Below are 25,220 nucleotides of genomic sequence, written 5' to 3'. Positions count from 1 at the left end.
GGCCGTGCCGGGCACGGTGTTGCGGGTGGTGCCCGACGAGGCGACGGTCGGGGTCACCGTGGTGCCGCTCGCCGGATCGGCGAGCGCCGACAGCGCGAGGACCTGATGGGCCAGTTCGGTGGTCGCGTTGATACCGCGGTGGGGTTCGAGCCCGGCGTGCGCCGCACGTCCGGCAATGCCCAGCCCGTAACTCGACACACCCTTGCGGACCGTCTTCAGCGCACCGTTCTCACTCGCCTCCAAAACGAGCACGGCCCCGGTCCGGCGGGCCTCGGCCTCGATCAGGGCACGCGAAGTGGGAGCACCGATCTCCTCGTCCCCGGTGAGCAGCACCGACACCCCCTCCAGGCAGTCGAGGACGGACAGAGCATGGAACAGCTGCACCACACCCGCCTTCATGTCGAAGCAGCCGGGCCCGGTCAGCCGTCCCCCGCCGACCCCGAAGGGGTGAGCGGCCAGCGAACCCACCGGCCACACCGTGTCGAAGTGGCCCAGCAACAGGACCCGGTCACCGGAACCGAACCGCCAGCGCAGGGCAGGCCGCCCCGAACCATCGAGCCACTCCGGCACCACACCGGTCAGCCGGGCACCGAGACCGGCAACGACCCCCGCACAACCGGCAACCGCGACCAGGTCCCCGCTCGGCGACTCGGCACACACCAACTCCCCGATGTCATCCAACATCCGCGACAGCCCAGCCTCCAAAGCAGTGACGAGTCCGGTCACGTCAGCCCACCTTGGGGGTGGCGCGGCCACCGTGGTGGATGTACGGGGTGCCGTCGGCGAGTGTGTAGAACACGACCGGGACCCAGAGCTCGAATCCGGGCCGCTGCACGACGAACAGTCCGGGTTCGACGGGGTGCAGTTCGTACTCGTTCTCCGTGTCGGGGGCCAGTTCGGCCAGGGGGCCGGTGATCCGGTCCAGCATCACCAGGCCACCGTCCCGCTCCACGATCTCCACCCGGCTGGAGAGCCGCTGGTACACGCCGACGTAGTCGGCGGGGTCCACCGCCACCGGCTCCGTGGCGGGCGCGAGGGTGGTGCGCATCGTCACCCCGGCCAGGTCCTGGACGATCTCGGCGTACAGGTCCCGGTAGAGGCCGGAGGCGTCACCACCGTTGGTGAGCAGGCAGATCGCCAGCTCGGCCTCGGGCAGGACCCGCAGGTAGGCGCTCTGTCCGATCGTGTTGCCGTCGTGCCCGTACACCCGTTGTCCGTCCCAGGTGTCGAGGAACCATCCGAGCCCCCAGGCGTTGCCCAGGATGTACGGGTCGGGCAGTTCGACCTGCGGGGTCTGCATGGCGGCGACGGACTCCTCCGAGAGGAGCTTGGTGCCGTCCGCGGTGACGCCCTTGTCGAGGTGCAGCCGGGCGAACTCCAGCACCTCGCGCGGTGTGGAGCAGATCAGTCCGGCCGGCCCGGCCGAGCGCATCAGCCCCCACATGGGGGCCTGCGTCGGCGGAATCCCCAGGTGCCCGATGGCGGAGCGGAAGCGCAGCACCTCCTCTGGCAGGGTCGCGGTGTGCGTCAGGCCGAGCGGCCGGTACAGGCGCTCGCGCATCAGCTCGTCCCACTGGACGCCGGTGACGACCTCCAGCACCCGGCCGAGCAGGGTGAAGCCCGCGTTGCAGTACGACATGGTGGCGCCGAGCGGGTGGTTGGGGGTGGTGTCGCCCAGCAGCGCCACGTACTTCTCCAGGCAGTCGTCGCCCCGGCCGGTGTCGGTGAAGAGGTCGCCGTCGATGCCGCTGGTGTGGGTCAGGAGGTGCCGGATCGTCAGACCCTCGGTCAATTCGTCGGTGGCGAGCCGCAGTTCGGGGAGTACGGAGGAGACGGGGGCGTCCAGTTCGAGGATGCCCTCGTCGACCAGGGCCATGGCCACCGTGGTGGTCCAGACTTTGGAGATCGAGCCGATCTGGAAGAGGGTGTCGGTGGTCGCCCCGATCCCGGCCTCCGTGTTGGCCATGCCGATGGCGGTCTCCGCGACCAGTTCGCCGCGGTGCAGGATGCCGAGCGAGGCGCCGGGCACGGAGTGACGGGCGGCGAGTTCGGTGAGGCGGGTGGTCCAGCGGGCTGACAGCTCGGTGGTGTCGGTCATGTTGTGCTCCGATTCCGTTTCGTTCAGCGGTTGGTGTGCGTGGTGACCCATTCGATCAGCCTGCGGGAGTAGTCCTCCCGGTGCGATGGCCGGCCGTCGAGGAGGAAGAGGTGCGAGCTGCCGGGGTAGACGACCAGCCGGGCCGGTACGTCCCTGGTGCGCAGGGCGTGGAACCACTGTTCGGCCTGGCCGACCGGGCAGGTGTCGTCCGCGCTGCCGTGCAGGATCAGGGTGGGCGCGCATACCGCGTCGGCGTGGCTGAGCGGGGAGAGTTCCGCCAGCCGGGCCGGGTCGCCGATCTCGTGCTCGGCGATCAGGTGTCCTTCTTCGGAGGTGCCGGCCATGCTCTTCAGGTCGACCAGGACGCCGCCCGGGACGACGGCGGCGAACAGGTCGGTGCGGGCGGAGAGCCAGCAGGTCAGGTAGCCGCCGTAGCTGTAGCCCGTGAGCGCGATCCGGCCGGGGTCGACGAGCCCCTCGGCAACGAGGGCGGCGACCGGTTGCAGGACGTCCTGTTCGTCCGTCTCGCCCCAGGCGCCCACCGCACCGGTGTAGAACGCCTCGCCGTAGCCGTCGCTGGCGCGGACGTTCAGCGTCAGGATCGTCCAGCCTTGTGTGGCCAGTTCCTGGTGATAGAGGTGGACCGGGTCGGAGTGCGGGGCCCAGGCATTGTGCGGGCCGCCGTGCACGTCCACCAGCAGCGGACCGCCCGGGGGAGTGTCCGCGGCCCGGGTGATCATGCCGTGCACGACGGTGCCGTCCGCGATCTCGAACTCACGTTCGGCGACCGGGTGGAGGGCGATCTCCGGAAGTGACCGCGCCATGTGGTCGGTGAGCCGCGCGGGCTGCTGCCCGGACGTCCAGTCGTCGAGGTCGAGCAGCACGACCTCGGCGAAGCGTGCCGTGTCGGAGACCACGACCGCCGCCCGTCCGGCCTTCGCGGCGACCGAGCAGCCGCTGACGCCGGTGCCGGCGGGCAGTGGGGAGGCACTGATCCCGGCCGCGCCCACCCGGTAGAGGCGGGTGGCCCCCCGGTCGCGGGCGCAGAACACGATGTCGTCGCCGTGGAACTGCGGCAGCGCGCCCGGGTAGCCGGGCCCGCCGGGCAGGATGTTGCGGTCCAGGGCTGCGCTGACCGGGACCGGGGCGGAGCCGTCCAGCGGCTGGCGCAGCAGCTCGGAGTGGCCGACGCCGAACGTGGTGCGGCCGACGACGAGCAGCGCGGATCCGTCGGGGTACCAGTTCACCGGGCCGGCGAGACCGTCGGCGGAGCCGATCCGGCGGGGTTCGGGCGCGTCCGTCCTGACCTCCACGACGTGGGCGGCCGAGGGGCCGAGCACCGCCGAGTCCGGGCCGGTCTGCGCAGGGTAGGCGAGCCGGGTGCCGTCGGGCGACCAGCTCGGCGAGCCGACGTGCCGGTCGTCGTGCGTGAGCTGTACGACCTCGCCCGTTTCCACGTCCACCACGAACAGCTGCGTGCGGACCGAGCCGATCAGGCCCGCCCCGTCCGCCTTCCAGCCGAGGGCGTCGATGACGACGGGTGCGCTGTCCGCGCGCCGGCTCTCGGGGGCGGCGAAAGCGATGCACGTCCCGTCCGGGCTCCAGACCGGTGCGCCCGCCCCGGCAGGGCACCGTTCGGGGGCGATGAGCGGTACGGCCTCTCCGCCCTCGGCGGACAGCAGATGGAGTCGGCCGGCGCGCAGGAAGGCCAGTCGCGCCCCGTCCGGGGACCAGCGCGGCGCGGTGTCCGCCGGGCCGTGGGTGAGGCGCCGGGCCGGGCCGCCTCCGGCGCGTACCTCCCAGATGGAGCGGAGCACCCGGTCGTTCCCGGCGTCCTGCGTGGTCAGGGTGTAGGCGACGCGTTCGCCGTCGGGCGACAGCGCGGGGTCGCCGGGGATCTCGAACCGGTACAGGTCTTCGATTGTCAGCGGTCGGGTCATGACGCCTCCTCGGCGAGGGCAAGGTCGGGTACGCAGGAGATGAGGTTGCGGGTCGTCGGGTGCTCCGGGTGGTCCAGCACCCGGTCGGTGGGGCCGCATTCGACCAGGTGTCCGCCGTCCAGGACGGCGACCTGGTCGCAGAGGTGGCGGACGACCGCGAGGTTGTGGGAGATGAAGAGCATCGCGAAGCCCAGTTCGCGCTGGAGCCGGCGGAGCAGGTTGAGCACCGCGCCCTGTACCGACACGTCGAGGGCCGAGGTGATCTCGTCCGCGATCAGCACGGCGGGCCGGGCGGCCAGGGCCCTGGCCAGGGCGACCCGTTGGCGCTGGCCGCCGGAGAGGGCGTCCGGGGTGAGGGCGGCCCGTGCGGGGTCCATGCCGACGAGCTCCAGGTAGCGCGCCACCTCGGCGTCGCGTGCGGCACGGCGTTCACGGGCCGGGGCCCGCCGTCCGCTCCGCGCCCCGCTCCCGTTTCCGTTTCCGCTTCCGCTTCCGCCGGACAGTGCCTCGGCCACGGAGGCGCCGACGGTCATGCGGGGGTCGAGCGAGGCGTACGGGTTCTGGAACACCAGCTGTACGGGGCTTCGCCCGCGCCGGCGGGGAGCCTCGCTCCCGTCGATCAGTACCTGCCCGGACTGTTTCGGCGCCAGGCCGACGACGGCCTTGCCCAGGGTCGATTTCCCGGACCCCGACCCGCCGACCAGTCCGGTGACTGTGCCTTCCGGTACCAGCAGGTCGACGTTGTCCACGGCGGTGAAACGGCCGTAGCGGACCGTGATCCCGCGCAGTTCGAGTGAGCTCATGAGGTGGCCCTCGCCGTGTGTGCCGTGGACGCGACGGGTCGGCCCGCCGCTGCCGTACCGACCGGGTACCAGCAGGCGACCTGCCGTCCCGGCCCGAGGTCCGTCAGTTCGGGGGTGTCTTCGTGGCAGCGTTCCCGGGCCCGTTCGCAGCGCGCCGCGAACGGGCACCCCGTGCCGGTCTCCCCCGGCTCCGGCGGTCGGCCGGGAATGGTGGCCAGCTCCGTGCCGCGGTCCGTGGTCATGGTCGGGACCGCCCCGACCAGTGCCCGGGTGTACGGGTGGGCGGCGCCGCCGAGGAGTTCGGTGACCGGGAGGTTCTCGACGACCAGGCCCGCGTACATCACCAGGACCCGTTCGCAGACCTGGGCGACGACGGCGAGGTCGTGGGAGATCAGCAGCAGCGCGGTGCCGGTTTCCTCGCGCACCTCGGCGAGCAGGTCGAGCACCTGTTGCTGGACCGCCACGTCGAGCGCCGTGGTGGGCTCGTCGGCGATGATCAGTTTCGGCTTCCCCATCAGTCCCATCGCGATGACGGCGCGCTGCCGCATCCCGCCCGAGTACTCGTGCGGCCGCTGCCGGGCACGGCGTCCGGGGGTGGCGATACGGACGGCGCCGAGCCGGTCGACGGCACGCGCCGTGGCCTGGGCGCGGCTCGCTCCCAGGTGCACCTCGGCCACCTCGGCGAGTTGCCGGCCCACCCGCAGGGCGGGGTTCAGCGAGGCCATCGGGTCCTGGAAGACCATGGCGAGTTCGGTGCCGAGCCGCGGGTCCGCCCGCAGGTCGTGCCCGTCGAAGCCGAGGGCTCCGGCCGAGACCCGGCCCGGGTGCGGCACCAGGTCCGCGAGCGCCAGCGCGCTCAGGCTCTTGCCGGATCCGGATTCGCCGACCAGGCCGACGGCCTCGCCCTCGGCGATGTCCAGCGAGATCCCGCGTACCGCCTGCCGTCCGCCGGGGAACGTCACCCGCAGGTCGCGCGCCCGGACCAGAGCACCGCCGTTGTGCTCGGCGGCCGGTTCGTCCGGTGTCCCCGGCTGCTCCTGCGGTGCCGTCTCCGGTGCCTGTGGCGCCCGTCGGCCACCGGCCTGTGCGAGCGCCTCGCCGACCAGCCCGAACATCAGCCCCGTCAAGATGACGGCCGCGCCGGGCGCCAGGGCGGCCGCCGGATTCACGAAGATGCGGTTCAGCTGTTCGTTGAGCAGCCGCCCCCAGTCGTACTGCGGCGGCTGTACGCCCAGCCCGAGGAAGGAGAGGCCGGAGAATGCGACCAGGATGCCGCCGGTCGCCTGGGTGGCGAACAGCACCGACGGTTCGGCGATGTTGGGCAGCAGATGACGTACCACCATCCTGAACCGGCCCACGCCGAGGATCCGGGCGGCTGCGACGTAGTCGGAACCCGCGACCGACGCCGTCAGGTTCTGTACCAGCCGTGCCATGGGCGGGACCATGGCCAGCCCCACCGCGAACACCGCGCCGGTGCTGCCCACCCCGAAGACCGTGGCGAGGAAGAGCAGGAACAGCAGCCCCGGAAAGGCCACCAGCACGCCCACGGTCGCGGTGATCAGCCGTCCGAGGCGCCGGCCCACGACCGCCGGGGCGACACCCAGCAGCAGCCCGCCACCGACGCCGATCACGGCGGCCAGCAGGGTGAGCCCCAGGGTCAGCCGGGTCGCCACCACGACACGGGCGGCGATGTCCCGGCCGAGCTGGTCCGTGCCCAGCCAGTGGGCGGCGCTGCTGCCCTGGTTGATCGCGTCCGTGTCGACCTGAGCCGCCCGGTCGCCGAGCAGCACGGGACCGAGGACGGCGACCAGCGCGACCAGCAGGCAGGCGGTGAGCGCGGTGACGCCGATCGGTGTCCGGAGGGTACGCCCGAGCCGGTGCCGCAGCGAGCTGTCATGGTCGTGATGAGGCATCGTCAACTCCCGCGGACGGTGGACTGGGGGTCGGCGACGGCCACGGCCACGTCGACGACGAAGGTGATCAGCAGCGCGGCCGCCCCGTAGACCAGCACCACGCCCTGGACCAGCGGATAGTCCTTCTCGGTGATCGCCTGGACGATCGTGGTGCCGAGGCCCGGCCAGGCGAAGACGTTCTCGACCAGCACGGTGCCGGCGAGCAGCGAGCTGAAGAGCAGGCCGCCCAAGGTGAGCGAGGAGGTCAGCAGATTGGGCAGCGCGTGCCGCAGATAGCGCAGCCGGGCCGGAAGCCGCTTCGCCCGCGCGGTCCGCATGTAGTCCTCGCCGAGCACCCGCAGCGCCTCCACCCGGACGATGCGCGACAGGGAGGCCGCCGGTACGACGGTCAGGGCCAGCACCGGTAGTACGTAGGAGTCCACACCGCCCCGCGAGGCGACCGGGAAGAGCGGCCAGGCCACCGCGAACGCCGCGATCAGGCCCACCGCCAGCAGGAATTCGGGCACCGCGCCCAGAAATCCGGTGACCCCGGTGAAGGCGAGTTCACCGCGCCGCCTGCGGCCGTCCTTGGTCAGCACCGCGGCCGTCATGCCGACGGGTACAGCGATCAGCAGGATCAGCGCGAACGCCGGAACGGCGATCTGCAGGGTGGCCGGCAGCCGGCCGGAGATGATGTCGGAGACCGGCATCTGCGCGCCGATCGACTCCCCGAGCCTGCCCTGGAGGAGATTTCCGACGAAGTCCGCGTACTGCTTCAGCAGCGACTGGTCCAGGCCCAGCGACTCCCTGCGGGCCGCGACCAGGGCCGGGTCGGCCGTGGTACCGAGAGCGGCCCGGACCGGGTCGCCCGGAATCAGGTGGATCATCGCGAACGCGGCCGTGACCAGAGCCGCGAGCGAGACCAGCAGTCGCCAGGTGCGGCGCAGGAGGAATCCGGCCCAGGGGCTGCGGACGCTCGCCCCCAGGACGTCCGGGGTGATCGTCGCCATCAGCCGACGCTCCGGCGCAGGGTGCTCGGCACGATGCCGCTGCCGTCCACCTCGAAGGTGACGCCCTTTCCGTAGTACCGGTTCGCCTTGCTGACGATCGGCACGATGTCGACATGCTTGACCAGGGCGGCGTCGGCCGCTTCCCACAGGGGACAGCCGGAGTCGCCGGGCTTGGCGGCGGCCCGGGCGATGAGCCGGTGGTAGTCGGGGTTGACCACGGAGCCGAAGTTGTTGCCCTTCGGCGGCGGCGGACCGTCGTAGAACTGGGTGAGCTGGTCGGGAAGTGTGACTCCGATGGGCGCCCAGGCGATGTCCCAGTCGCCGCCGCCGAGCGTGCTGATGATGCTGCCGGATCCGGTGGGCTTCGCCGTCGCCTTCACACCGAAGGACGTCCACTGCTGGACGGCCAGTTCGACCGCCGAGCCGACCTGGGGCCCCTGGTTGGTCGCGTGGCTGAGCCCGACGGCGAGCGGCTTGCCGTCCTTGGTCCAGGTACCGCCGCTCTTCTTCCAGCCGGCCGCGGTGAGTGCGGCGGCGGCCTGCGCCGTGTCGTGGGCGGGGAGATTGCCCGTCACCGTGTCGCCGGTGCAGGGGGTGGGGGTGTTCTCGCCGATGCCGGTGGCCGGCTTGCCCTTCCCGCCGGTGGCGACGCTCCCCAGCTGCTTCAGGTCCAGTACGGAGACCAGGGCCTTGCGCACCGCGAGATCGGCGGTCGGACGGCCGACGGCCTGGTTGAACAGGAACTGTCCGAACAGCGCCGTGGAGCTGCGGTACTTCACCTTGGCCGCGTCCAGCCGGTCCTGGTCGGCGCCGTTGATGAGAGCGACATTGATCTGACCAGCCATCAGGAGATTGGCCGCGGTCGACTCGTTGGCGACCACCTTGACCACCACCTTGCCGGGCATGCCCGCACCGGTGGACCCGCGGGGCCCCCAGCTGTATTTGTCCCGCTTGACGTACGTGTAGTGGTCGCCCGGAACCGCTTCGGTCAGCCGGTAGGGGCCGCTTGCGTTGGTGGCCCTGGCCAGTGCGGCCGGTTTCGCCAGGCTGTTCTTGCAGAGCAGCGGCAGCAGCCGGGCCATCTGCACGATGAACGGCGCGGGCCTCGTGGTGGTGACGGTGACCGTCCGGGTCGCTCGGTCGGCCTTCGCCACGGCGGTGACGGGGACCGAGAGGCCGAGCATCGGCGACTGGTTCTTCGGATCGGCGATGTGGTTGTACTCGGCCGCCACGTCCTCGGCGGTCAGCGGCGAGCCGTCCTCGCAGGTGACACCGGAACGGATGGTGAACTCTGCCGAGGTGGTCGTGGCGGACCACTTCTCCGCCACTCCCGGCACCAGCGAGCCGTCGGCGTCGATGTGCACGAGCGTGTCGTACGCGAAGGAGTTCATCGCCAACGCGGTATTGACCAGCGCTGTCGTGGGGCTGAGGCTGCCGGGGTCACCGGCGACGGCGACAACCACCGTCGACCCGTCTCCGCCACCGGCGGACGTGTCGCCGCCGCACGCGGCCGCAGTGCCGACGAGGCCGAGCACCATGACCACCGCGGCCGCCGTCCGGGTCCTGCGGGCCGTTCTGCTGCTGGTCTCCGTGCCTGCGGTGCTGGCCATGGTCACCTCCGGGGGAGCGGCACTCTGCCGCCGAGTGAGGGAACAGTAGGCAGCGGCGAACCGTCTCCGAATGGTGGCGCCGCACAAAAAACTGGCTCCCCGACGGTGCTCCGCACCGAAGACATACGCCCGGTTACAAGGACGGAGAGGTTCCGTCGGATTCCCGGACAGGGGGCCGACGCCCGGACCGACGGTTGATCCCTCGGTCGCCCCGGCGGTCGATCCGGCGGTCGGGGAGTCCCTGAGTACGGATTCGCTTGAGCGGCTCTCGCGGGAGGCGTCACGCCGTTCAGCCTTTGCCGGGGCCGCGCCGGGCGGCGGGGCGGAGTGGGGCGAGGCGTCCCCGGACGCCTCGCCCCACATTCCGTCACAGGCCGGCGTCGCGGTGGGTGGTGCGGCCGTCGACCACGGTGAGCACGACGGGAAGGCCGGTCAGGTCGGTGGCGGGTGTGGCGAGCGGGTTCTCCGCGAGCACGGTGAAGTCCGCGCGGTGGCCGATGGCCGGCCGCCCCGACTCGTGCTCCGCTCCTGCCGCGCGGGCAGGATTGGGGGTCATGCCCTGGAGCGCTCCGAGAGCGGCGAGGGCCTGACCGATGGCGGCGGACACGACGGGCCGGTCGCCGAAGACGTTCGAATCAAGGCCCGGGTCGCGCAGCCACGTTCCGGGGCCAGGGTTCCGGTCTCCCGCGCCAGGGCCCGACGTACCTCGTTGAGGGTGGCGCATCCCGACAGGTCCGGGCCGTGGGCGAGCTCGGCGCCCATGAGGGGGCGGATGTGGCCGTCGACGAGGATCTGAACGGCGCTCGCGCACGGGTCGGCGGTGCGGAAGCGGCCGCTGCCGACACCGTCCTGGATCAGCTGCGCCAGCCGCTCGCGCCACTGGGTCTCCTGGCGGCCGGCCCGGTCGCGCAGGACGGGGCGGTAGCGGCTCAGGTGCCGGGCGTTGATCCACAGGCGGCTGAGTGCGCCGTGCCCTTCTCCGGTCGCGAGTACGAAGAAATGCGCGAGCCGTTCGACGGGGGTGCTCCCGGCCCGACCGGGCGGTACGAGGATGTCCAGCTCGGCACCGACGACCTGGCCGACCGCCTCTGCCACCAGTTCGTCCACCACTGGGAAGCAGTGACTCACCAGTCCCGGACGTACGCCGAGGCGCTCGCCGATCCCGCGCGGTGTGATGCCCTCCAGCCCCTCGGCCGGGGCGACCGAGGCGGCCGCGTCGACCGGCCGGATCCGGCCGAGGAGGCCTGACACGGGCGACGGCCTCCCCGAATCGGCCGCACCGGCGCACAGCTTTGGGCACCGGCTCACATCGGACGCCGGTCAGTCGGCCGGACGGCCGCCGGTCCGGCCTTCGGCGGGCAGGCGCGGCACCTGTCCCGCCAGGGCGAGATCAACCAGCTGCCGCACCGTGTCGTCATGCACGGGAGCGGGCCGGAAGGACCGCCGGTAGACGAAGAACCCGTTCCAGAGGTCGAGCAGCGCGTCGGCGTCGATGTCCGCAGGGAGGTCGCCGCGGGCGATCCCGCGCTGCATGACGGCCCGGACCTGGTCCCGGCGCCGCAGCACGACATCGAGGAAGGAGCGGAGGACGCCCGATTCGTCGACTGCCGCCTCGGTCAGACACAACCGTGTGAAGGTGTCCCGGGCGCGGGTGAATTCGTCGATGTGGTCGAAGACGACGTGCAGTTCGGCGCGGGTGTCACCGAGGTCGGGAACGGCGCGTACGTCGGCACGGGCGACGAGCGCCTCGGCGGTCACCGCCGCCTTGTGCGGCCACCACCGGTAGAGGGTCTTCTTCGACACCTTCGCGCGTACCGCGATCTCGTCCATGGTCATGCCGAGATAGCCGACCTCGGCGAGCAACTCGTCGGCCGCGCCGATGACCCGGTCCCGGACGTCCTCGCTGCGGGGTCGGCCGACCGGCCGCTGAGTGATCTTAGCCATGACATCCCATTTCGAGGCATGCGGCGCCGCACGTCAATGAGAAACGGATGGTTTCCCTGAGGCGGTGCCACCGCTGCCACCTCCTGGCTATTTTCTGGACGAACGAGTAGACATGTGATCGTTTAAGGAAACGGATAGTTTCTATTTTTGCGCGTCTGCTTCAGTGGAGGGGACCCCCATGCCCGCAGCCGACTCATCGCTCCGCGACCGCGTCGTCGCCCGCCTCGACACGTACAAGGACCGGCTTCTGGAGCTCAGTCATGCCCTGCACGACGATCCGGAGATCTCGTTCACCGAGACCCGGGCCGCCGAACGGCTCGCGATACTGCTGGAGGACGCCGGCTTCGCCGTGAATCGCGCGGTGTGCGACCTGCCGACCGCGCTGACCGCCGAGTACGGCAGTGGCGACCTGACGATCGGGGTGTGTGCGGAGTACGACGCGCTGCCCGAGATCGGCCATGCCTGCGGACACAACATCATCTGCGCCGCCGGTGCGGGCGCGGCGATCGCGCTCGCCTCGGTCGCCGACGAACTCGGCTTCCAGGTGAAGCTGCTCGGCACCCCGGCCGAGGAGGAGGGAGGCGGCAAGGTGCTGATGCTCGAACGCGGCGCCTTCGACGACGTGACGGTGGCGATGATGGTGCACCCCTTCCCCGTGGACATCACGGACCCACGCGGCTCCAGCAACGCGGTCGGTCGCTTCGAGGTCACCTTCACCGGCCGGGCCTCGCACGCCGCGGCGGCCCCCGAGGGCGGGCTCAACGCCGCCGACGCGGCAGTCGTCGCCCAGGTCGCGGTGGGCCAGCTCCGCCAGCAGCTGCGGGACGGGTACCGGGTGTCCGGGATCGTCCGTCTCGGCGGGGAACGTACGAACATCATCCCCGAGCGGTCGGTGCTCGAGTACGAGGTGCGCACCCCCACCGGCGGGGAACTCACCGAGCTGCGGGAGCGGGTGCTGAACTGCTTCCGCGGCGCCGCGCTCGCCACCGGAACGACCGTGGCCGTACGGCAGATCCAGCCCGACTACCTCGATCTGCGCCATGACCCTGCGCTGATGGCCTCTTACGCCCGCAATCTGCGCGCGACCGGGCGGGAGGTGCCCGAGCCCGGTCCGGTGCCGCAGGGCACGGGCGGCTCCACGGACATGGGCAACGTCACCCACGCCCTGCCCGCCATCCACCCCGGCCTCGGGGTGCTGGGCGCCGGTGGCATGCCGCACACCCGGCAGTTCGCCGAAGAGACCGCGAGCCCGGCCGCGGACGACGCGGTGCTCGACGGAGCACTCGCGATGGCATGGACCGGCCTGGACCTGGCCTCCGATACCGAGTGGCGGGCCCGCTGCGTAACCGCTCGGCACGGCTGACGCACGCAGGGCCCGGGGCAGGATCCGGGGTGTGCCGGGGCATGCGATGCCGGCGTCGTGACCGGTCGGCCCGGCGAGTGCCTGCTCGGCCAAGGCCGGGCCCATCGCGTTCACCGCGCCTTCGGCAGCCTGCCGAGCACGAGGCGGTCCTCGCCCTGGCCAACGGCCCGGCTCCGGCATTCCTCGCACAGGTGCGGGTGTGGCTGTCGCCTGCTCCGGTCCCGTGTGTATTCGACCGCCTTCCAGCGGTCGTCGGTGAACTTCTGTCCGCAGTCCACGCACGTCGGCCGCCGCGCTTCCCGCTCCGCGCGGTGTCGTTCCTCGCGGCGCCGTTCCTTTTCCCGGGTGGTCCGGCGGCGGCGGGCGAGGTGGGCGTCCCGGCGCGGGTTGCCGACCGTGTCCAGCAGCGACTGGTGACGGTCACGGCCGAAGCGCCGGAACGCGGGCCCGGCCGGGCCGTGCTCGCGCAGCAGGTCCGGCGTGGTCGCCACGATCGGGATGCGGCGGCCGTAGGGGCGGTAGCCGTCCTCGGCGAGTGGTGCGCGGGAGCAGAAGGCCGGAGGCCGGTATCGAACAGGGAAGTGTGTCACTTCCTTGACACACTTCGACGCGTCGGGCAGTGTGTCACAGAGTTGATACACATCGAGAGGGAACGGGGTCGGCCATGTCTGCTGCCGCTGAAACGGAAAGAGCATGGCGAGCGAGGCTGGACACTCCTGTGCGATGGGTCGGTGCGGCGTCCGGTCTGGCCGTCAACGCCCTGGTCTCCTTCAGCCCCGAGCCCGATGTGGATCTGCTGTACGGGTTTCCCGTATTCGGTCTGTGCGTCATGGGCGGCGTGTTCGCGGCGGATGTGGTCGCGCGCCCGAGTCCTGGCCGGCTGCGAGTGGCCGAAGTGGCGCCGCGCCGGATCCGGGACCACTTGCCCCGACTCCTGACTGCCGCACTGGTCACGCAGGCTGTTGTCCTGACGGTGCTCCTGATCGTCGCCGCCGCGACGGGCTCGGAGGACGCCGACGGCCGTGCGGGACGGGCTCTTTCCGTCACGTGCCCGAAGGGCACCCAACTGCTCTCGCCCTGGCCCGGCCCCTACTACGCCTGGCCGACCCTCGGCGGTCTCGCCCTCGGCACCGTTGCCTGCGCATTGCTTCTGCGCCACGTCACCGCGCGGCGCGGGAGCGACGACCAACGCCGCACGAGCGTCCGGGCGGCGGTCGGCGCCTGGGGAGTGGTGGTGACCGCCCCTCTTTTCGCCGTATCCTTGACGATGGGCGCTGCGGTACTGAGCATGTCCTGCGCGGGCGGGATGAAGAGCGTGGCCCTGTGGGGGCTGGCTGTCACCGCTCTCACCTCCGCACTGACCGCGTCTCACTGTCTGGGAGTCCTGCTGCTGCCGCAGGCATACATCAAGGCTCGACCATGACGACAAACGGCATCAGCGTCAACGTCAACCAGGCTTCGCCTGTCCCGCCGTACGAGCAACTCCGCGCACAACTGGCGGATCTGATCTCCGTCGGTCGGCTGAATCACGGGGACAGACTGCCGTCCGTGCGCCAGCTCGCCTCCGACCTCGGGCTGGCCAACAACACCGTGGTGCGGGCATACCGCGAGCTGGAGACCGCCGGCCTGGTCAAGAGCCGCCGCGGCTCCGGCACTCAGGTCGTCGCTCCTGCGGCCACTGCCGACATCAAGGTGAAACTCGCGGAACACGCGCGCAGTTACGCGGCCGTGGCCAGGCAGCTCAAGGCCACTGAAGAGGAAGCCCTCGCGGCGATCCGACAGGCTCTCGCGTGCCGCGATACGCCGTGACCTCAGGGAGGTGACCCCGGAGAGGGCCCGGGTCGTGTTTCAAAAGTCCCGTCCGCCCGGCGGGTCACGTGCCGGGGCCGGTTTCTGCGGGAAAGAGGGCGTCGAGCCGCGGTGTCCCGATCCTCGCCGCGGCTTCTGCGGTGCAGATCGCTTCCTCGGGCTTCGCCCATGTCTCCTGGACGGCGTCCAGGGCCTCGTGGAACGCTTCCAGGCAGTCGTTCCCCCGGCCCGCCAGCTCGTCGAACACCTCCTGGGCCACGTAGTCGAGCTCCTCCCATTCCGGCCACTCCTCGTCACGCCACTTTCGCGGGTGCCGTCCCGCCAGGGCCCGCACCTCGGCAACGTCGGCGAGGGCATCCGGATCGGCGAGCACCGCCCTGTACGTCCCTTGCCCCTGGGCCACCAGCCAGAGCGCGAAGTAGTCGAAGCCGTCGTCGGAGCACAAACCACTCTCGATCCGGCGCACCGCCCGCCACAGCGCGCCCGTGGCAACCGCCTCGCACGCGGCCTCCAGACGTGCCTGAAACTCCACCCCCTCCGCGGCCGGCCGGCCCCGCAACTCCCCGCGCAGCCACTCCAACCGTTCGTGTCGGCCACCGGAGCGACGGCCCAGCTCATCCATGAGCGCCCAGAAGGTCTTCTCGTCCATGCCGCCCAGGATCGCAACCACCACTGACACACACCCGAGAGCCCCGTGCGAGAACAGCAGTAGCGGATCACGGAGCCTCGGGCCGGGGCTCCTCACCGTCGTAGGCCGCCAGTGCGGCCTGGCGGCATTCCAGCAGGTCGCCGAGGTCCTCGTGGGCCACGTGCTCCCGGGTCAGCGTCACCACGGCCCTGGCCTCGACCGAGGCCCATGCGTGCCGGGCACGCTTGTTGGCGCGGCGCCTGGTGTCGCTGCGCAGGAAGCCCGCTCCCGCCGCGAACCCGGCAGAGGCCAGAGCGGCAAGGGCGGCGGGAACGCGCACGTCCGCCGAGGCCAGTCCTGCCGCTCCCGCCGTGCCCGCGAGCAGGGCTGCGGGGAAACCGAGGGCGATGTCCAACTTGGCCCAGAACTCGGCCCGGCGGTGGGCGAGTTTCCTCTGGCGCGTCGCCTCGTCTCTCAGCCGCTCGATCTCGGCACGCAGGCGGTGCGCGAGCTCGTCCGGGCTCAGGCGCGTGGTTCCGTCAGCGAAAGTGACCATAAAGAAATTCCAACACGTCTGTAATAGAAGGGACTTGGCGAGCACGGACAGTCTTCGGGCGCGGCGGACGTGAGCTTCCCACAACGTTGTGCCGCCAGGTCGTGCAGCCGATCTTGCCGATGTGGCGGCAGGCGAACCGCACCGGGTTCGGTACCGCTCGATGACCAGCCGCACCCCGGTCGCATCACCCGACCGCCGGACCGAACCTCCTCCGGAACCGCGGGCCCGGGACGGCCTTCACCGAGATCACCGCCCAGGAGGAAATCCTCCGGGCCCGGCCCCGCCGCACCGGGCACGACGGAACACTGGAGTCCGGCATCCGCGCCGCCCAGTACCGGGCCCGTGCCGGGTACGGCCAGGCGTCACCACCGTGCCGGACCAGGCCCGGCACACAACCGCGACGCAGCCCCCGGCACCGACCACGCACACCTGACGCGGAGTACGCATATGCCCAGCGCAGGGCGGCCCCCTCCGGCTCACAGTCCAGGCCCTGATGCGCCTGACCGGCGAAGGCCAGGCCGACCTCGCCACCGGCACCGGACCCGGATCGGCCGCAAACAGTCCGGCACCGCCGCATGGTCCCCGACCGCCATCTCTCTGCCCACCACGGCATCCCCGTCCCGGGAGCACCGTCCTGTCAGGGCACTCATGCCCGACCGTACGAGCAGCTACGGGGCCGGGCCGGCGACCGGTCCCGCAACCGCCCGGATCGGTGCCGGGGGCGCTCACCACGCCGGGCGTCTTCCTCGTGAGGGAAGTGTCTCCCGATTTCGGATCTCGTATCCTCCGTCTTCCCCGACGGCCCGGAGCGCACCAGCGGTCCGGGCCGTCGTCGTGTTCGGGAAGCGAGTCGCGGCGGTGTTCCGTCAGACAGGATGCCTACGGATCCGCCAGAAGGCGAGAGCGGCCAGGAGGGCCGTCAGGACGGCGAAGAGCGCGGTTTCCACGTACTGGAAGGTCCAGTAGCGGTCGGCCGGCTGCTCGGCGATCTCGACGTGGACGTTGCCTTCGGCCAGGCAGGTGGGCAGTTCGGAGAGTGAACTGCGGTCCATGCAGTCCTGAAACCACGTGGTGTGGCCGACCTCCCTGCCCGCGGAGTCGAGGATCGGGCTGGTCTCGACGACCCACGGTCCGCCGGGGACTCGCAGGCCGCCGATGTCCCCGTAGGTGCCGATCTTCGTCAGGCGGCCGACCAGTTCGGCGGTGAGTGGCACCGAGGTGCGGGCGGGCGCTTCGTAGTGCGGGCGGATCATTGTGGGTACAGCGATCTGGAGCACGGCGAAGACCACCAGCGTGGCGGCCATGGCGGGCACGGCACGGCGAAGGACCAGGCCCAGGGTGGCGCCCAGGGTGAAGGCAAAGGCCGCGTGGCCCAGCGGAGCGATGTTGCGCGAGGCGAAGAGCGCCGGTTCGAAGCGGTTGTCGAGGACGTCGGCGACCGGGCCGGTCGCCCAGGTCAGCAGCAGGCTGTACAGGCCGACGCCGGTCGTGCTCACCAGGCCCACCAGGCCGAGTTTGGCCGCGAGCCACCGGCTGCGGGTCACGCTCTGGTTCCACACCATGCGGTGGGTTCCGGCCTCCAGTTCCCTGGCGATGAGCGGTGCGCCCCAGAAGACCCCGATGGCACCGGGGACAGCGAGCAGCAGGTAGCCGAGCAGGTCGGTCCGGAGGCTGTAGCGGTCGGCGAAGGCACCCAGCGGTCCGGTACAGGCGTCACGATTCGCGCAGTGGGCGAGGGTGTCGTCGTACGCGCCGTGGATCTGCCCGCCGAGCACGACGAGGTACACGGCGAGGAGCAGGAGCGCCCCGAGGCCCACCAGCGCCTGGGTTCGGAACTGACGCCAGGTCATCCAGATCATCGGCGGGCCTCCACGGCAGTCGGAACAGGTCGGCCATCGGTCCGGTCCGTCCGGCCGAGGTAGGCGAGGACCAGCTCTTCGAGGCCCACGTCCGCCGTCGCCCATGGACCGCCGGCCAGCAGCCTGCGGTCGGCACGGACCAGGGCGGTCCTCTCCTGCTCGGTGCGGTCGGTGAGCGCGATGACGTCTGCGTCGGCGGGCAGGGCCGAGAGGGCGGAGCGGGCGCCGGTGATCCGGACGTGGCCGGCCAGCAGCTCTGTCACATCACCGGCCAGCTGGATCCGGGAGCCCGCCAGCACGATCAGGTAGTCACAGACCCGTTCCACGTCGGACAGGGCGTGGGAGGAGAGGATGGCGGCGGCGCCCAGTTCGGTGACGGACTCCATCAGGTGGTCCAGGAAGGCACGCCGGGCCAACGGGTCCAGGGCGGCGGCGGGCTCGTCGAAGATCAGCAGCTCGGGTCGCTTGGCCGCCGCGAGGGTCAGGGCGAGCTGGGCACGCTGGCCGCCGGAGAGCCGGCCGGCCTTCTGCCGGGGGTCGAGGTCCACGCGGGCGAGGCGGCGCCGGGCAAGTTCCGGATCCCAGCCGGGATTGAGCCGGGCGCCCATCCGCAGGTGGTCGGCGACGGACAGTTCGGCGTAGACGGGTGTGTCCTGGGCGACGAAGCCGACCTTGGCCAGGTGGGCGGAGTCGGCGGCGGGTGTGGCGCCCAGTACGCGGATCGTGCCCGAGCTGGGCGTGATCAGTCCGCTGGCCAGTTGCAGCAGCGTCGATTTGCCGGCGCCGTTCGGGCCGACCAGTCCGATCACCCGTCCTGGCGGAACGTTCAGGTCACAGTCGGTGAGCGCGTGGTGTCGGCCGTACCGCTTGCCGAGCTTCACGGTTTTCAGTACCGGTGTCATGTGTTCTCCCCTCCGGTTCAGCCACGAGGGGCGCGCTTTGCGCGCCACGACTTGACGAACCGGTACGCGCCGTAGCCGACTGCGATCAGCACGGCGAGGTTGAGCGCCCACCAGGCGTACAGCAGCGGGCTCCGTTCGGTCTTCTCGGCGTGCGCCGCCGCGGCGAGCAGGAGAGGTGCGGAGGTGAAATCAGGCATGTGGACAGCCTGTTGAGCGGCTGCGGGCCGCGCACCGGCCGAAGGGACGCATCCGGGCGCACGGAGTCGTACTTTCGGCTGGTTCGGCGGCCCGCCGGGGCGGGCTAGCGTGAGCCGGGTGAGTACAGCAGAGCGGCCGGTCCGCAGGCCGACAACCGTGGTGAACGCGGCGCTGGGCGCATTCTTCGCGCTCGTACTGACCGTCGTGGCGGTGCAGTACAGCGTGCAGGGCCGTGTCTGGGCCGTCGACGCGTGCGTCGGCGCCGTCGTCTGCCTGATCGCACTCGGCAGGGAGCGCCATCGGGGCTGGGCCGCCGCGGCCGGCCTGGTCGTCGCGGGGGCGGGCGCGGTGATCGCCGGGGTCGCGGATCTGCCGGGCGAGCCCGGCGTCGGCGCCGTCGTGGGGCTGCTCGTCCTCGGCGGCTCCGCTGCGAGAACGCTCCCGTGGCGCCCGACCGTTGCCGTCGCTTCAGCCGGGCTGGCGCTGATGGCCGCCGGGCTGCTGACGGCCGAGGGCCCGGGAACGCCCTTCCGGGTGGGGATCGAGGGCTGGATCCTCGCGCTCGGGGCCGGGCTGGGGCTGCGCTTCGTGGACTTCCGCCGACGGGCCGCCACCGACGCGGTCCGGCAGGAGGAGCGGCTCGCTCTGGCACGGGAGTTGCATGACGTGGTCGCCCATCACATCACCGGCATCGTCGTCCAGGCCCAGGCCGCGCGGATCGTGGCCGGGCGGCGGCCCGAGAGTCTGGACGCCACTCTCAGCGACATCGAGGAGGCCGGTGGCGAGGCGCTCACCGCGATGCGTCGGGTGGTCGGGCTGCTGCGCGATACCGACGACGTCGCCACCACGGCTCCCACCGCACCCGGTCGGCAGGAACTGACCGAACTGGTCCGCCGGTTCGACGGGCACGGCCCCGAGGTGTGCCTGCGGCTGCCCGCCGACCCCGCGCCCTGGGCACCCGAAGTGGCCACCACCGTCCACCGGATCGTCCAGGAGTCCCTGACCAACATCGCCCGCCACGCCGGGCATGCCCGCTCCGCCGTCATCGACATCGCCCACGGCCCGGACGGCGTCACCGTAACGGTCACCGACGACGCCCCGCCCGGCTGCACCCGGCCCAAACACCACGGCGGCTTCGGCCTCATCGGCATGCGCGAACGCGTCGAGGCGCTCGGCGGCCACTTCAGCGCCGGCCCCGGCCGGGACACCGGCTGGTCGGTCCGCGCAATCCTGCCCGCCCCCGGCAAGGAGACCCGTTGAGCATCCGCGTCCTGCTCGCCGACGACCAGGCGATGATCCGCAGCGGCCTGCGCCTCATCCTGGAGGACCAGGGCGACATCACCGTGGTCGGCGAAGCCGCCGACGGCGCCGAAGCGGTCGAACTCGCCCGCCGACTGCGCCCGGACGTGTGCCTGGTCGACATCCGCATGCCCGGACTGGACGGCATCGACGTCACCCGTGCCCTGGCCGGCCCCGGAATCACCGACCCGCTCCGGGTGGTCATCGTCACCACCTTCGACCTGGACGAGTACGTCCACGGCGCACTGCACGCCGGGGCGGTCGGCTTCGTCCTCAAGGGCGCCGCCCCCGCCCTGCTCACCGAGGCCGTCCGGGCCGCACACGCCGGGGACGCCCTGATCTCCCCGTCCATCACCCTGCGCCTGCTCCGCGACCTCGCCCCGGCGCGGACGGCGGCCGCGGCCCGGCCCGCCCGGCCGCTCTCGGCACGGGAGATGGATGTGATCCGGGCCATCGCCCGGGGCCGCACCAACCAGGAGATCGCCACCGCGCTGTTCATCACTCTCAGCACCGTCAAGAGCCATCTGTCCACCATTCAGGACAAACTCGGCGTCCGCAATCGCGTCGAGGTCGCCGCCTGGGCCTGGCAGAGCCGCCTCATGGACTCCTGGGGACCACGCACCTGAGCGCGTGAAGCGGGCTCGGTGCCGGTGCTGTTGGGTCCGGTCCCGTTCGTTCGCTCCAGCACATAGGCCCAAGGCCGTGGTCGGGCCTCCTCGGGCCGGCTCGGATGCCGCCGGGCGGCGGTTTGTCTCGGTTCGGCTGAGGCGGTGGGCACCTGCTGTGGCAGGCGGGACGGGTGGCGGCGTTCGCAGACCCGTTTCGGGCCCATCCGGCGGTGCCGGCGGGGATGCGACCGACGGCGGGCGGGTGAAGGAGTAGCGGCCGAGGACGTTGATGCGGTCGTACTGGAGGGGGAGAGGCGGGCGAGGCGCCGGAGCGGGAACGCACCGAGTGTCAGTGACCGACCAGGGCGGTGATCGGCTTGCGGGCCGCCCCGGTCAGCCGCTCGGCAGCGGTCGAGGTCCGCTCGGGGGCGGCGCGATCGGATGCCGGTCCCTTTGACGGCCCTGGCGAACCCGGCGTTGAAGTGCATGAGGGCCTCGCCGCAGCCATCTGCTGCTACGAGCGACTCCTCCGCTTCACCACACAGGATCTCTCACAGGTTCTTACGCATGGACATCGACGACACTTCGTAGCCGCTGTGGCGGTACATTGCGATGGCCGCCTCGTTGCCTCCGACGACATCCAGGGCGAGCGCTGTCCTGCCCTCGCGAGCGACGAGTTCCTCGGCGGCCGCGAGGATGGCGGATCCGTATCCACGGCGTCGGAACGGCTCGAAGACGTTGATGTCGTACAGCCAGGCGGAGTCGGCGGTGCCCGACGCCTGACCCGGGTCCGGACCGATCCACGCGTTACCCACCACCTCGCCCGATCCGTTCTCCGCCATCACGAGATGATGACCGGCCGTGTCGACACCGTCAGGAAGGAACGTGGCCGTGCCGTGCCGGAACCGCTCCCGCGCCAGCTCTTCCGGCATGAACTTCCCGAGCACACGAACCGACTCGGCTTCACGATGCTCAGCCGCCGCGTGATACTCCGCTGACGTCATCTTCCGCAAGGTCACCCGCTCCGCATTCATGCCGCCATCTTCAATCGGTCACTTGCAGCAGCGCCACCGGTTTCCAAGCCCGATGAATCTCGCCACCACCCCCATCCACAACACCAACGGATCGACCACAGGTTTTGACGATTGCTCCCCGATCGGCCCTGGTGGGCGGCTGACGGAACGTCGGCGGCGGGACCCGTCTGAAGCCGTCCCGCAGACAACACCCCATTGTCCGCGGCAAGGGGGAAGCGGTGCCGGCCGTCGTGCGACTGCCCGTCGGGAAGGCGCTCCCCGTCCGCGCGGCGGCCGACGTGCTCTCCTCGCCCCGCTCGGCAGCCCGAACACGGTCCGCGACCACGGGGCCGGTGTCGGGAAGACCGCCGAGCGGATCGGCGGAGTCCTCGGCTGTCAGCCCGGAGCGCCGTGGATGCCGATGCCCGGTTCAGGGGGGAGAGAGGCCCAAGTCGGTGCGTCGGCGTTCCTCAAGGAATTCGATGCGCCGGGCCTGTTCGTCATTGATCACATCGCACACCCAGTCCCAGTGCAGCGCCACCCGGTCGCCGGCGGAGAGCCCGTCGAGCAGCGTCAGACCACCGGCCGAGCAGCGTACGGTCTCCTCCCGCCACGAGCCGTCGGTCAGCCCCGCGCCGTCCCAGCACAGGGGGCGTGACCGCACGGTCGCGATGTCCCTGTCGGCGGCCACGACCACTCCCGTACGGACCCGGCACCGGTCGAGTACGGACAGGGCGGTCGGATGGCCCACCGACCGCAGCATCGGGGCCCACGGATACACCTCGAACACCTGGAAGCTGTGATGGGCCAGGGCGCGCCGCCCGGCGTCGCGCCAGGTGCCGCCGCGCTGTCCCCGGAACCGGTCGGTCATGCGCTCCACCAGAGCGGCGGGATCGGCCCGGTCCAGCAGCTCGTTGCCGATCCAGTACGCCTCGACCACCCGCACGTCGAGCGGGTCCGCCAGGCCGGCCGTCTCCGCGAGGAACTGGAGATAGCACCAGGCCCCCTCGAACTGCCGAGCCCGCCGCTCGATGTCGGCGGTCGCGTCACGGCGCAGAAGGGCCGACGCATCGGCGGGGCCGCAGTAGCCGAGCTCGTTGGGCGGGTAGGCGTATCGCGCGAACAGCAGGGCGCCCTCGGCACTCACTCAGCAGATCCTCGGTAGTTGTTCGCCGATCGGCAGCCCGATCACCCGGCTCCCGCCCAACCCCGTCCTCGCCACGACCATCCCGGCATGATCCGGAACACAACTGCCGATCCTGCAGGCGGACCTGCCCAGGGGGTGGGCCCGCATGGCGGCCAGCACCCGGTCCGCGTCCTCCGCCGGGACGATCGCGATCAGTTTGCCCTCGTTGGCCACCTGGAGCGGGTCGAGCCCCAGCAGGCTGCACGCGTCGCGCACCGTGGGCGGCACGGGAAGCAGCCGCTCGACCAGTTCGATGCCCACGTCCGAGGCGCGGGCGATCTCGTTCAGCGAAGCCGAGACGCCCCCGCGCGTGGGATCCCGGAGCACATGGAGGTCGGTACCGGTGGCGAGCATGGCGGCGACCAGTCCGTGCAGCGCGGCGGTGTCGCTCTCCACCGTCGTGCCGAATTCGAGGCCCTCCCGGCAGCTCATGACGGCCACACCGTGCACGCCGATGTCGCCGCTGACGAGCACCGCGTCGCCGGGATGCGCCCGGCGCGCGTGGATGTCGACACCGGGAGGGATCACGCCGATGCCCGAGGTGTTGAGGTAGACGCCGTCACCACTGGCGTGCTCCACGACTTTCGTGTCCCCGGTGACCAGGCGTACGCCGGCGTCCTCGGCGGCCCGGCCCACGGCCTGTGCGATCCGGCCGACGTCGCTCAGCGCGGTGCCCTCCGCGAGAATGAAGGCGGTGGACAGGAACAGGGGCGTCGCACCCGACATGGCCAAGTCGTTGACCGTGCCGTTCACCGCCAGATCACCGATCGATCCTCCGGGGAAGAACATCGGCTTCACCACGAACGAGTCCGTGGAGAAGGCGAGGCGGGTGCCGGATCCGACCGTCAGGACGGCCGAGTCACCGAGGTCGGCGGCGGCCGCGGCACCGTACGCGGGCAGGAACAGGTGCTCGATCAGCTCACCGGACATCGCACCGCCGCCCCCGTGCCCCATGACGACGGACGGGATGTCCCGCAGCGGGACCGGGCAGGCCCACCCCTCGAAGTCGAGGTCGGGCACGTCGTTCACCACAACGGTCATGTCCTGCATCGCGTCAGTCACTTCGCATCGACCAGTTCCAGGCGGCGGTGGGTGTAGTACGCGGCACACGCGCCCTCGGACGACACCATGGTCGCGCCGAGCGGGTTCCTCGGCGTGCACTCCTTGCCGAACGCCTCGCACAGATGCGGTTTGATCAGGCCCTGGAGCACCTCGCCCGAGCGGCAGAGCGACGACTCGGCGGTGTGGATGCCCGTCACGTCGAACCGCTGCTCCGCATCGAACGCCCGGTACTTCTCGGAGAGCTTCCAGCCGCTGCGGGGAATCATTCCGATGCCGCGCCAGGTCCGGTCGGTCACCTCGAAGACATCGGCGAGCATCTCCATGGCGGGCACATTGCCCTCCGCGCGCACGGCCCTGGGGTAGGCGTTCTCCACCTCGTGCCGACCCGTCTCCAGTTGGACAACGGTTCGGCGGATCCCTTCGAGGATGTCCAGCGGCTCGAAGCCGGTCACCACGATCGGCACCTTGTACTTCCGGGCCAGCGGCGGGTACTCGGCCGTTCCCATCACACTGCACACGTGGCCCGCGGCGAGGAACGCCTGCACCCGGCAGGTCGAGGACTCCATGATCGCGGCGATCGCGGGCGGCACCAGCACGTGGGACACCAGCAGCGAGAAGTTCCGCACCCCGAACCGCTGGGCCTGGTACACCGTCATGGCGTTCGCGGGGGCGGTGGTCTCGAACCCGATCCCGAAGAAGACGACTTCGCGGTCGGGGTTCTCCCGGGCGATCTTCAGCGCGTCGAGCGGCGAGTACACCACGCGTACGTCGCCGCCGGCGCTCTTGACGGAGAAGAGGTCCTGGCTGCTGCCGGGCACGCGCAGCATGTCGCCGAACGAGCAGAAGACGACTCCGGGGCGGGCGGCGATCGCCAGTGCCCGGTCGATGGTCTCCAGCGGGGTGACGCAGACGGGACATCCCGGTCCGTGGATCATCTCCACGCTGTCCGGCAGCAGTTGGTCGATGCCGTGCCGGATGATCGAGTGGGTCTGGCCGCCGCAGACCTCCATCAGCGCCCACTTCCGCGTGGTGGCCGCGTGGATCTGGTCGATCAGCTTCTTCGCGACATCGGGATCACTGAACTCGTCGAGGTACTTCACCGGTCGGCTCCTTCGGGAGAGGCACCCTGTCGGGCTGCGTATTCGAAGTCGTCTCCGAACTCCTCGGCCAGGATGCCGAGCCGCTCGAAGTCGGCGAGGGTGTCCAGGGCCGACCGTTCGTCGAGGCGCTGGATGGCGAATCCGACGTGCACGATGACGTACTCACCGACGGCCACATCGGGGATGTACTGGAGGCACACCTCCTTGCACACCCCGCCGAAATCGACCTCGGCCATCACCGTGCCGTCGACTTCGGCGGTGCTGAGGACACGCCCCGGAACAGCCAGACACATGGTCTCTCTCCTCTGTGGATCCCTCTTGAGGTACGGCGGTGCGGTCG

Annotated in this window: 26 protein-coding genes; 5 read left to right on the top strand and 21 right to left on the bottom strand. The window is 71.2% G+C overall.

Features of this window, described 5'->3' with window-relative positions:
- From EAO76_RS15170 to EAO76_RS15130, 10 genes are all read right to left on the bottom strand, one after another.
- A partial coding sequence (locus tag EAO76_RS15170) for a M20/M25/M40 family metallo-hydrolase (protein ID WP_148836473.1) occupies positions 1 to 684 on the bottom strand: 684 nt, incomplete at its 3' end.
- Positions 685 to 727: 43 nt separating this feature from the next.
- Positions 728 to 2,098 carry a serine hydrolase domain-containing protein gene (locus tag EAO76_RS45410; RefSeq protein WP_262375489.1) on the bottom strand — a complete coding sequence of 457 codons (1,371 nt, stop codon included), beginning with the start codon at positions 2,096 to 2,098 and terminating at the stop codon, positions 728 to 730.
- A 23-nt stretch (positions 2,099 to 2,121) separates the two neighbouring features.
- On the bottom strand, positions 2,122 to 4,038 hold the full coding sequence (locus EAO76_RS45405) for a S9 family peptidase (RefSeq protein WP_222872169.1): 1,917 nt from the start codon (positions 4,036 to 4,038) through the stop codon (positions 2,122 to 2,124).
- Positions 4,035 to 4,841: an ABC transporter ATP-binding protein gene (locus EAO76_RS15160; RefSeq protein WP_148836472.1), complete on the bottom strand. Its 807-nt coding sequence runs from the start codon at positions 4,839 to 4,841 to the stop codon at positions 4,035 to 4,037. Before EAO76_RS15160 ends, EAO76_RS45405 begins: the two co-directional genes overlap by 4 nt.
- Positions 4,838 to 6,754: a dipeptide/oligopeptide/nickel ABC transporter permease/ATP-binding protein gene (locus EAO76_RS15155; RefSeq protein ID WP_148836471.1), complete on the bottom strand. Its 1,917-nt coding sequence runs from the start codon at positions 6,752 to 6,754 to the stop codon at positions 4,838 to 4,840. Before EAO76_RS15155 ends, EAO76_RS15160 begins: the two co-directional genes overlap by 4 nt.
- Before the next feature lie 2 nt (positions 6,755 to 6,756).
- Positions 6,757 to 7,743 carry an ABC transporter permease gene (locus EAO76_RS15150; RefSeq protein WP_148836470.1) on the bottom strand — a complete coding sequence of 329 codons (987 nt, stop codon included), beginning with the start codon at positions 7,741 to 7,743 and terminating at the stop codon, positions 6,757 to 6,759.
- Entirely contained in the window at positions 7,743 to 9,353 is a 1,611-nt protein-coding gene (locus EAO76_RS15145) for an ABC transporter substrate-binding protein (RefSeq protein WP_262375488.1), read from the bottom strand. The genes EAO76_RS15150 and EAO76_RS15145 overlap by 1 nt, the downstream gene beginning before the upstream one ends.
- 367 nt (positions 9,354 to 9,720) lie before the next feature.
- Positions 9,721 to 9,909, bottom strand: a complete 189-nt coding sequence (locus tag EAO76_RS46220) for an amidohydrolase family protein (protein WP_316248340.1) — start codon at positions 9,907 to 9,909, stop codon at positions 9,721 to 9,723.
- Positions 9,906 to 10,604 (bottom strand): TetR family transcriptional regulator C-terminal domain-containing protein, encoded by a 699-nt coding sequence (locus EAO76_RS46215; protein WP_262375487.1) that lies wholly within the window; start codon positions 10,602 to 10,604, stop codon positions 9,906 to 9,908. The genes EAO76_RS46220 and EAO76_RS46215 overlap by 4 nt, the downstream gene beginning before the upstream one ends.
- A 69-nt stretch (positions 10,605 to 10,673) precedes the next feature.
- Positions 10,674 to 11,297: a TetR/AcrR family transcriptional regulator gene (locus EAO76_RS15130; protein WP_148836467.1), complete on the bottom strand. Its 624-nt coding sequence runs from the start codon at positions 11,295 to 11,297 to the stop codon at positions 10,674 to 10,676.
- Between the two features lie 178 nt (positions 11,298 to 11,475).
- Between EAO76_RS15130 and EAO76_RS15125 the strand changes: the two genes are divergently transcribed.
- Positions 11,476 to 12,660 carry a M20 family metallopeptidase gene (locus EAO76_RS15125; RefSeq protein ID WP_148836466.1) on the top strand — a complete coding sequence of 395 codons (1,185 nt, stop codon included), beginning with the start codon at positions 11,476 to 11,478 and terminating at the stop codon, positions 12,658 to 12,660.
- A gap of 110 nt (positions 12,661 to 12,770) precedes the next feature.
- Here the strand turns inward: EAO76_RS15125 and EAO76_RS15120 are convergent, their stop codons facing one another.
- Positions 12,771 to 13,250, bottom strand: a complete 480-nt coding sequence (locus EAO76_RS15120) for a hypothetical protein (protein WP_148836465.1) — start codon at positions 13,248 to 13,250, stop codon at positions 12,771 to 12,773.
- A gap of 128 nt (positions 13,251 to 13,378) precedes the next feature.
- Between EAO76_RS15120 and EAO76_RS15115 the strand changes: the two genes are divergently transcribed.
- Positions 13,379 to 14,083, top strand: coding sequence for a hypothetical protein (locus tag EAO76_RS15115; protein WP_148836464.1), 705 nt, complete (start codon positions 13,379 to 13,381; stop codon positions 14,081 to 14,083).
- The gene (locus tag EAO76_RS15110) at positions 14,080 to 14,469 is read left to right on the top strand and encodes a GntR family transcriptional regulator (RefSeq protein WP_148836463.1); all 390 of its coding nucleotides are present in this window, start codon (positions 14,080 to 14,082) and stop codon (positions 14,467 to 14,469) included. Before EAO76_RS15115 ends, EAO76_RS15110 begins: the two co-directional genes overlap by 4 nt.
- Before the next feature lie 64 nt (positions 14,470 to 14,533).
- On the opposite strand, the gene EAO76_RS15105 is transcribed toward EAO76_RS15110, so the two are convergent.
- The 5 genes from EAO76_RS15105 to EAO76_RS15085 all read right to left on the bottom strand — a co-directional run bounded on the left by EAO76_RS15105 (position 14,534) and on the right by EAO76_RS15085 (position 18,611).
- The gene (locus EAO76_RS15105) at positions 14,534 to 15,118 is read right to left on the bottom strand and encodes a DUF4240 domain-containing protein (protein WP_148836462.1); all 585 of its coding nucleotides are present in this window, start codon (positions 15,116 to 15,118) and stop codon (positions 14,534 to 14,536) included.
- A 67-nt stretch (positions 15,119 to 15,185) separates the two neighbouring features.
- Positions 15,186 to 15,653: a hypothetical protein gene (locus EAO76_RS15100; protein WP_262375486.1), complete on the bottom strand. Its 468-nt coding sequence runs from the start codon at positions 15,651 to 15,653 to the stop codon at positions 15,186 to 15,188.
- Between the two features lie 866 nt (positions 15,654 to 16,519).
- The gene (locus EAO76_RS15095; RefSeq protein ID WP_148836461.1) at positions 16,520 to 17,512 is read right to left on the bottom strand and encodes an ABC transporter permease subunit; all 993 of its coding nucleotides are present in this window, start codon (positions 17,510 to 17,512) and stop codon (positions 16,520 to 16,522) included.
- On the bottom strand, positions 17,509 to 18,414 hold the full coding sequence (locus tag EAO76_RS15090; RefSeq protein ID WP_148836460.1) for an ABC transporter ATP-binding protein: 906 nt from the start codon (positions 18,412 to 18,414) through the stop codon (positions 17,509 to 17,511). Before EAO76_RS15090 ends, EAO76_RS15095 begins: the two co-directional genes overlap by 4 nt.
- 17 nt (positions 18,415 to 18,431) lie before the next feature.
- On the bottom strand, positions 18,432 to 18,611 hold the full coding sequence (locus tag EAO76_RS15085) for a hypothetical protein (protein WP_148836459.1): 180 nt from the start codon (positions 18,609 to 18,611) through the stop codon (positions 18,432 to 18,434).
- Between the two features lie 118 nt (positions 18,612 to 18,729).
- On the opposite strand from EAO76_RS15085, the gene EAO76_RS15080 reads away from it, so the two are divergent.
- Together EAO76_RS15080 and EAO76_RS15075 are read left to right on the top strand one after the other, a co-directional pair.
- Positions 18,730 to 19,872: a histidine kinase gene (locus tag EAO76_RS15080; RefSeq protein ID WP_222872168.1), complete on the top strand. Its 1,143-nt coding sequence runs from the start codon at positions 18,730 to 18,732 to the stop codon at positions 19,870 to 19,872.
- Positions 19,869 to 20,537, top strand: a complete 669-nt coding sequence (locus EAO76_RS15075; RefSeq protein WP_148836458.1) for a response regulator transcription factor — start codon at positions 19,869 to 19,871, stop codon at positions 20,535 to 20,537. Before EAO76_RS15080 ends, EAO76_RS15075 begins: the two co-directional genes overlap by 4 nt.
- A gap of 533 nt (positions 20,538 to 21,070) precedes the next feature.
- Here the strand turns inward: EAO76_RS15075 and EAO76_RS15070 are convergent.
- The 5 genes from EAO76_RS15070 to EAO76_RS15045 all read right to left on the bottom strand — a co-directional run bounded on the left by EAO76_RS15070 (position 21,071) and on the right by EAO76_RS15045 (position 25,173).
- Positions 21,071 to 21,553: a GNAT family N-acetyltransferase gene (locus EAO76_RS15070; RefSeq protein ID WP_148836457.1), complete on the bottom strand. Its 483-nt coding sequence runs from the start codon at positions 21,551 to 21,553 to the stop codon at positions 21,071 to 21,073.
- Positions 21,554 to 21,962: 409 nt separating this feature from the next.
- On the bottom strand, positions 21,963 to 22,679 hold the full coding sequence (locus EAO76_RS15060; RefSeq protein ID WP_148836456.1) for a DUF6390 family protein: 717 nt from the start codon (positions 22,677 to 22,679) through the stop codon (positions 21,963 to 21,965).
- A complete protein-coding gene (gene hypE, locus EAO76_RS15055) occupies positions 22,680 to 23,759 on the bottom strand; it encodes a hydrogenase expression/formation protein HypE (protein WP_376449677.1) in 1,080 nt (359 codons plus the stop codon). It abuts the gene before it with no gap.
- 17 nt (positions 23,760 to 23,776) lie between these two features.
- Positions 23,777 to 24,880 (bottom strand): hydrogenase formation protein HypD, encoded by a 1,104-nt coding sequence (gene hypD, locus EAO76_RS15050; RefSeq protein ID WP_148836455.1) that lies wholly within the window; start codon positions 24,878 to 24,880, stop codon positions 23,777 to 23,779.
- On the bottom strand, positions 24,877 to 25,173 hold the full coding sequence (locus tag EAO76_RS15045) for a HypC/HybG/HupF family hydrogenase formation chaperone (RefSeq protein ID WP_148836454.1): 297 nt from the start codon (positions 25,171 to 25,173) through the stop codon (positions 24,877 to 24,879). The genes hypD and EAO76_RS15045 overlap by 4 nt, the downstream gene beginning before the upstream one ends.
- Positions 25,174 to 25,220: the final 47 nt, after the last annotated feature.

The sequence above is a fragment of the Streptomyces sp. sk2.1 genome, from assembly GCF_008120935.1.
Lineage (GTDB): Bacteria > Actinomycetota > Actinomycetes > Streptomycetales > Streptomycetaceae > Streptomyces.
The sequence above is the reverse complement of the archived record's forward strand: the minus strand, read 5'-3'. Positions and strand labels throughout refer to the sequence as shown.

Excerpts from the sequence above, each read along its gene's own strand:
- EAO76_RS45410 (WP_262375489.1), bottom strand. The coding sequence starts at position 2,098 with ATGACCGACACCACCGAGCTGTCAGCCCGCTGGACCACCCGCCTCACC.
- EAO76_RS45405 (WP_222872169.1), bottom strand. The coding sequence starts at position 4,038 with ATGACCCGACCGCTGACAATCGAAGACCTGTACCGGTTCGAGATCCCC.
- EAO76_RS15160 (WP_148836472.1), bottom strand. The coding sequence starts at position 4,841 with ATGAGCTCACTCGAACTGCGCGGGATCACGGTCCGCTACGGCCGTTTC.
- EAO76_RS15155 (WP_148836471.1), bottom strand. The coding sequence starts at position 6,754 with ATGCCTCATCACGACCATGACAGCTCGCTGCGGCACCGGCTCGGGCGT.
- EAO76_RS15150 (WP_148836470.1), bottom strand. The coding sequence starts at position 7,743 with ATGGCGACGATCACCCCGGACGTCCTGGGGGCGAGCGTCCGCAGCCCC.
- EAO76_RS15145 (WP_262375488.1), bottom strand. The coding sequence starts at position 9,353 with ATGGCCAGCACCGCAGGCACGGAGACCAGCAGCAGAACGGCCCGCAGG.
- EAO76_RS46220 (WP_316248340.1), bottom strand. The coding sequence starts at position 9,909 with ATGACCCCCAATCCTGCCCGCGCGGCAGGAGCGGAGCACGAGTCGGGG.
- EAO76_RS15130 (WP_148836467.1), bottom strand. The coding sequence starts at position 11,297 with ATGGCTAAGATCACTCAGCGGCCGGTCGGCCGACCCCGCAGCGAGGAC.
- EAO76_RS15125 (WP_148836466.1), top strand. The coding sequence starts at position 11,476 with ATGCCCGCAGCCGACTCATCGCTCCGCGACCGCGTCGTCGCCCGCCTC.
- EAO76_RS15110 (WP_148836463.1), top strand. The coding sequence starts at position 14,080 with ATGACGACAAACGGCATCAGCGTCAACGTCAACCAGGCTTCGCCTGTC.
- EAO76_RS15105 (WP_148836462.1), bottom strand. The coding sequence starts at position 15,118 with ATGGACGAGAAGACCTTCTGGGCGCTCATGGATGAGCTGGGCCGTCGC.
- EAO76_RS15100 (WP_262375486.1), bottom strand. The coding sequence starts at position 15,653 with ATGGTCACTTTCGCTGACGGAACCACGCGCCTGAGCCCGGACGAGCTC.
- EAO76_RS15095 (WP_148836461.1), bottom strand. The coding sequence starts at position 17,512 with ATGATCTGGATGACCTGGCGTCAGTTCCGAACCCAGGCGCTGGTGGGC.
- EAO76_RS15090 (WP_148836460.1), bottom strand. The coding sequence starts at position 18,414 with ATGACACCGGTACTGAAAACCGTGAAGCTCGGCAAGCGGTACGGCCGA.
- EAO76_RS15085 (WP_148836459.1), bottom strand. The coding sequence starts at position 18,611 with ATGCCTGATTTCACCTCCGCACCTCTCCTGCTCGCCGCGGCGGCGCAC.
- EAO76_RS15070 (WP_148836457.1), bottom strand. The coding sequence starts at position 21,553 with ATGAATGCGGAGCGGGTGACCTTGCGGAAGATGACGTCAGCGGAGTAT.
- hypE (WP_376449677.1), bottom strand. The coding sequence starts at position 23,759 with ATGACCGTTGTGGTGAACGACGTGCCCGACCTCGACTTCGAGGGGTGG.
- EAO76_RS15045 (WP_148836454.1), bottom strand. The coding sequence starts at position 25,173 with ATGTGTCTGGCTGTTCCGGGGCGTGTCCTCAGCACCGCCGAAGTCGAC.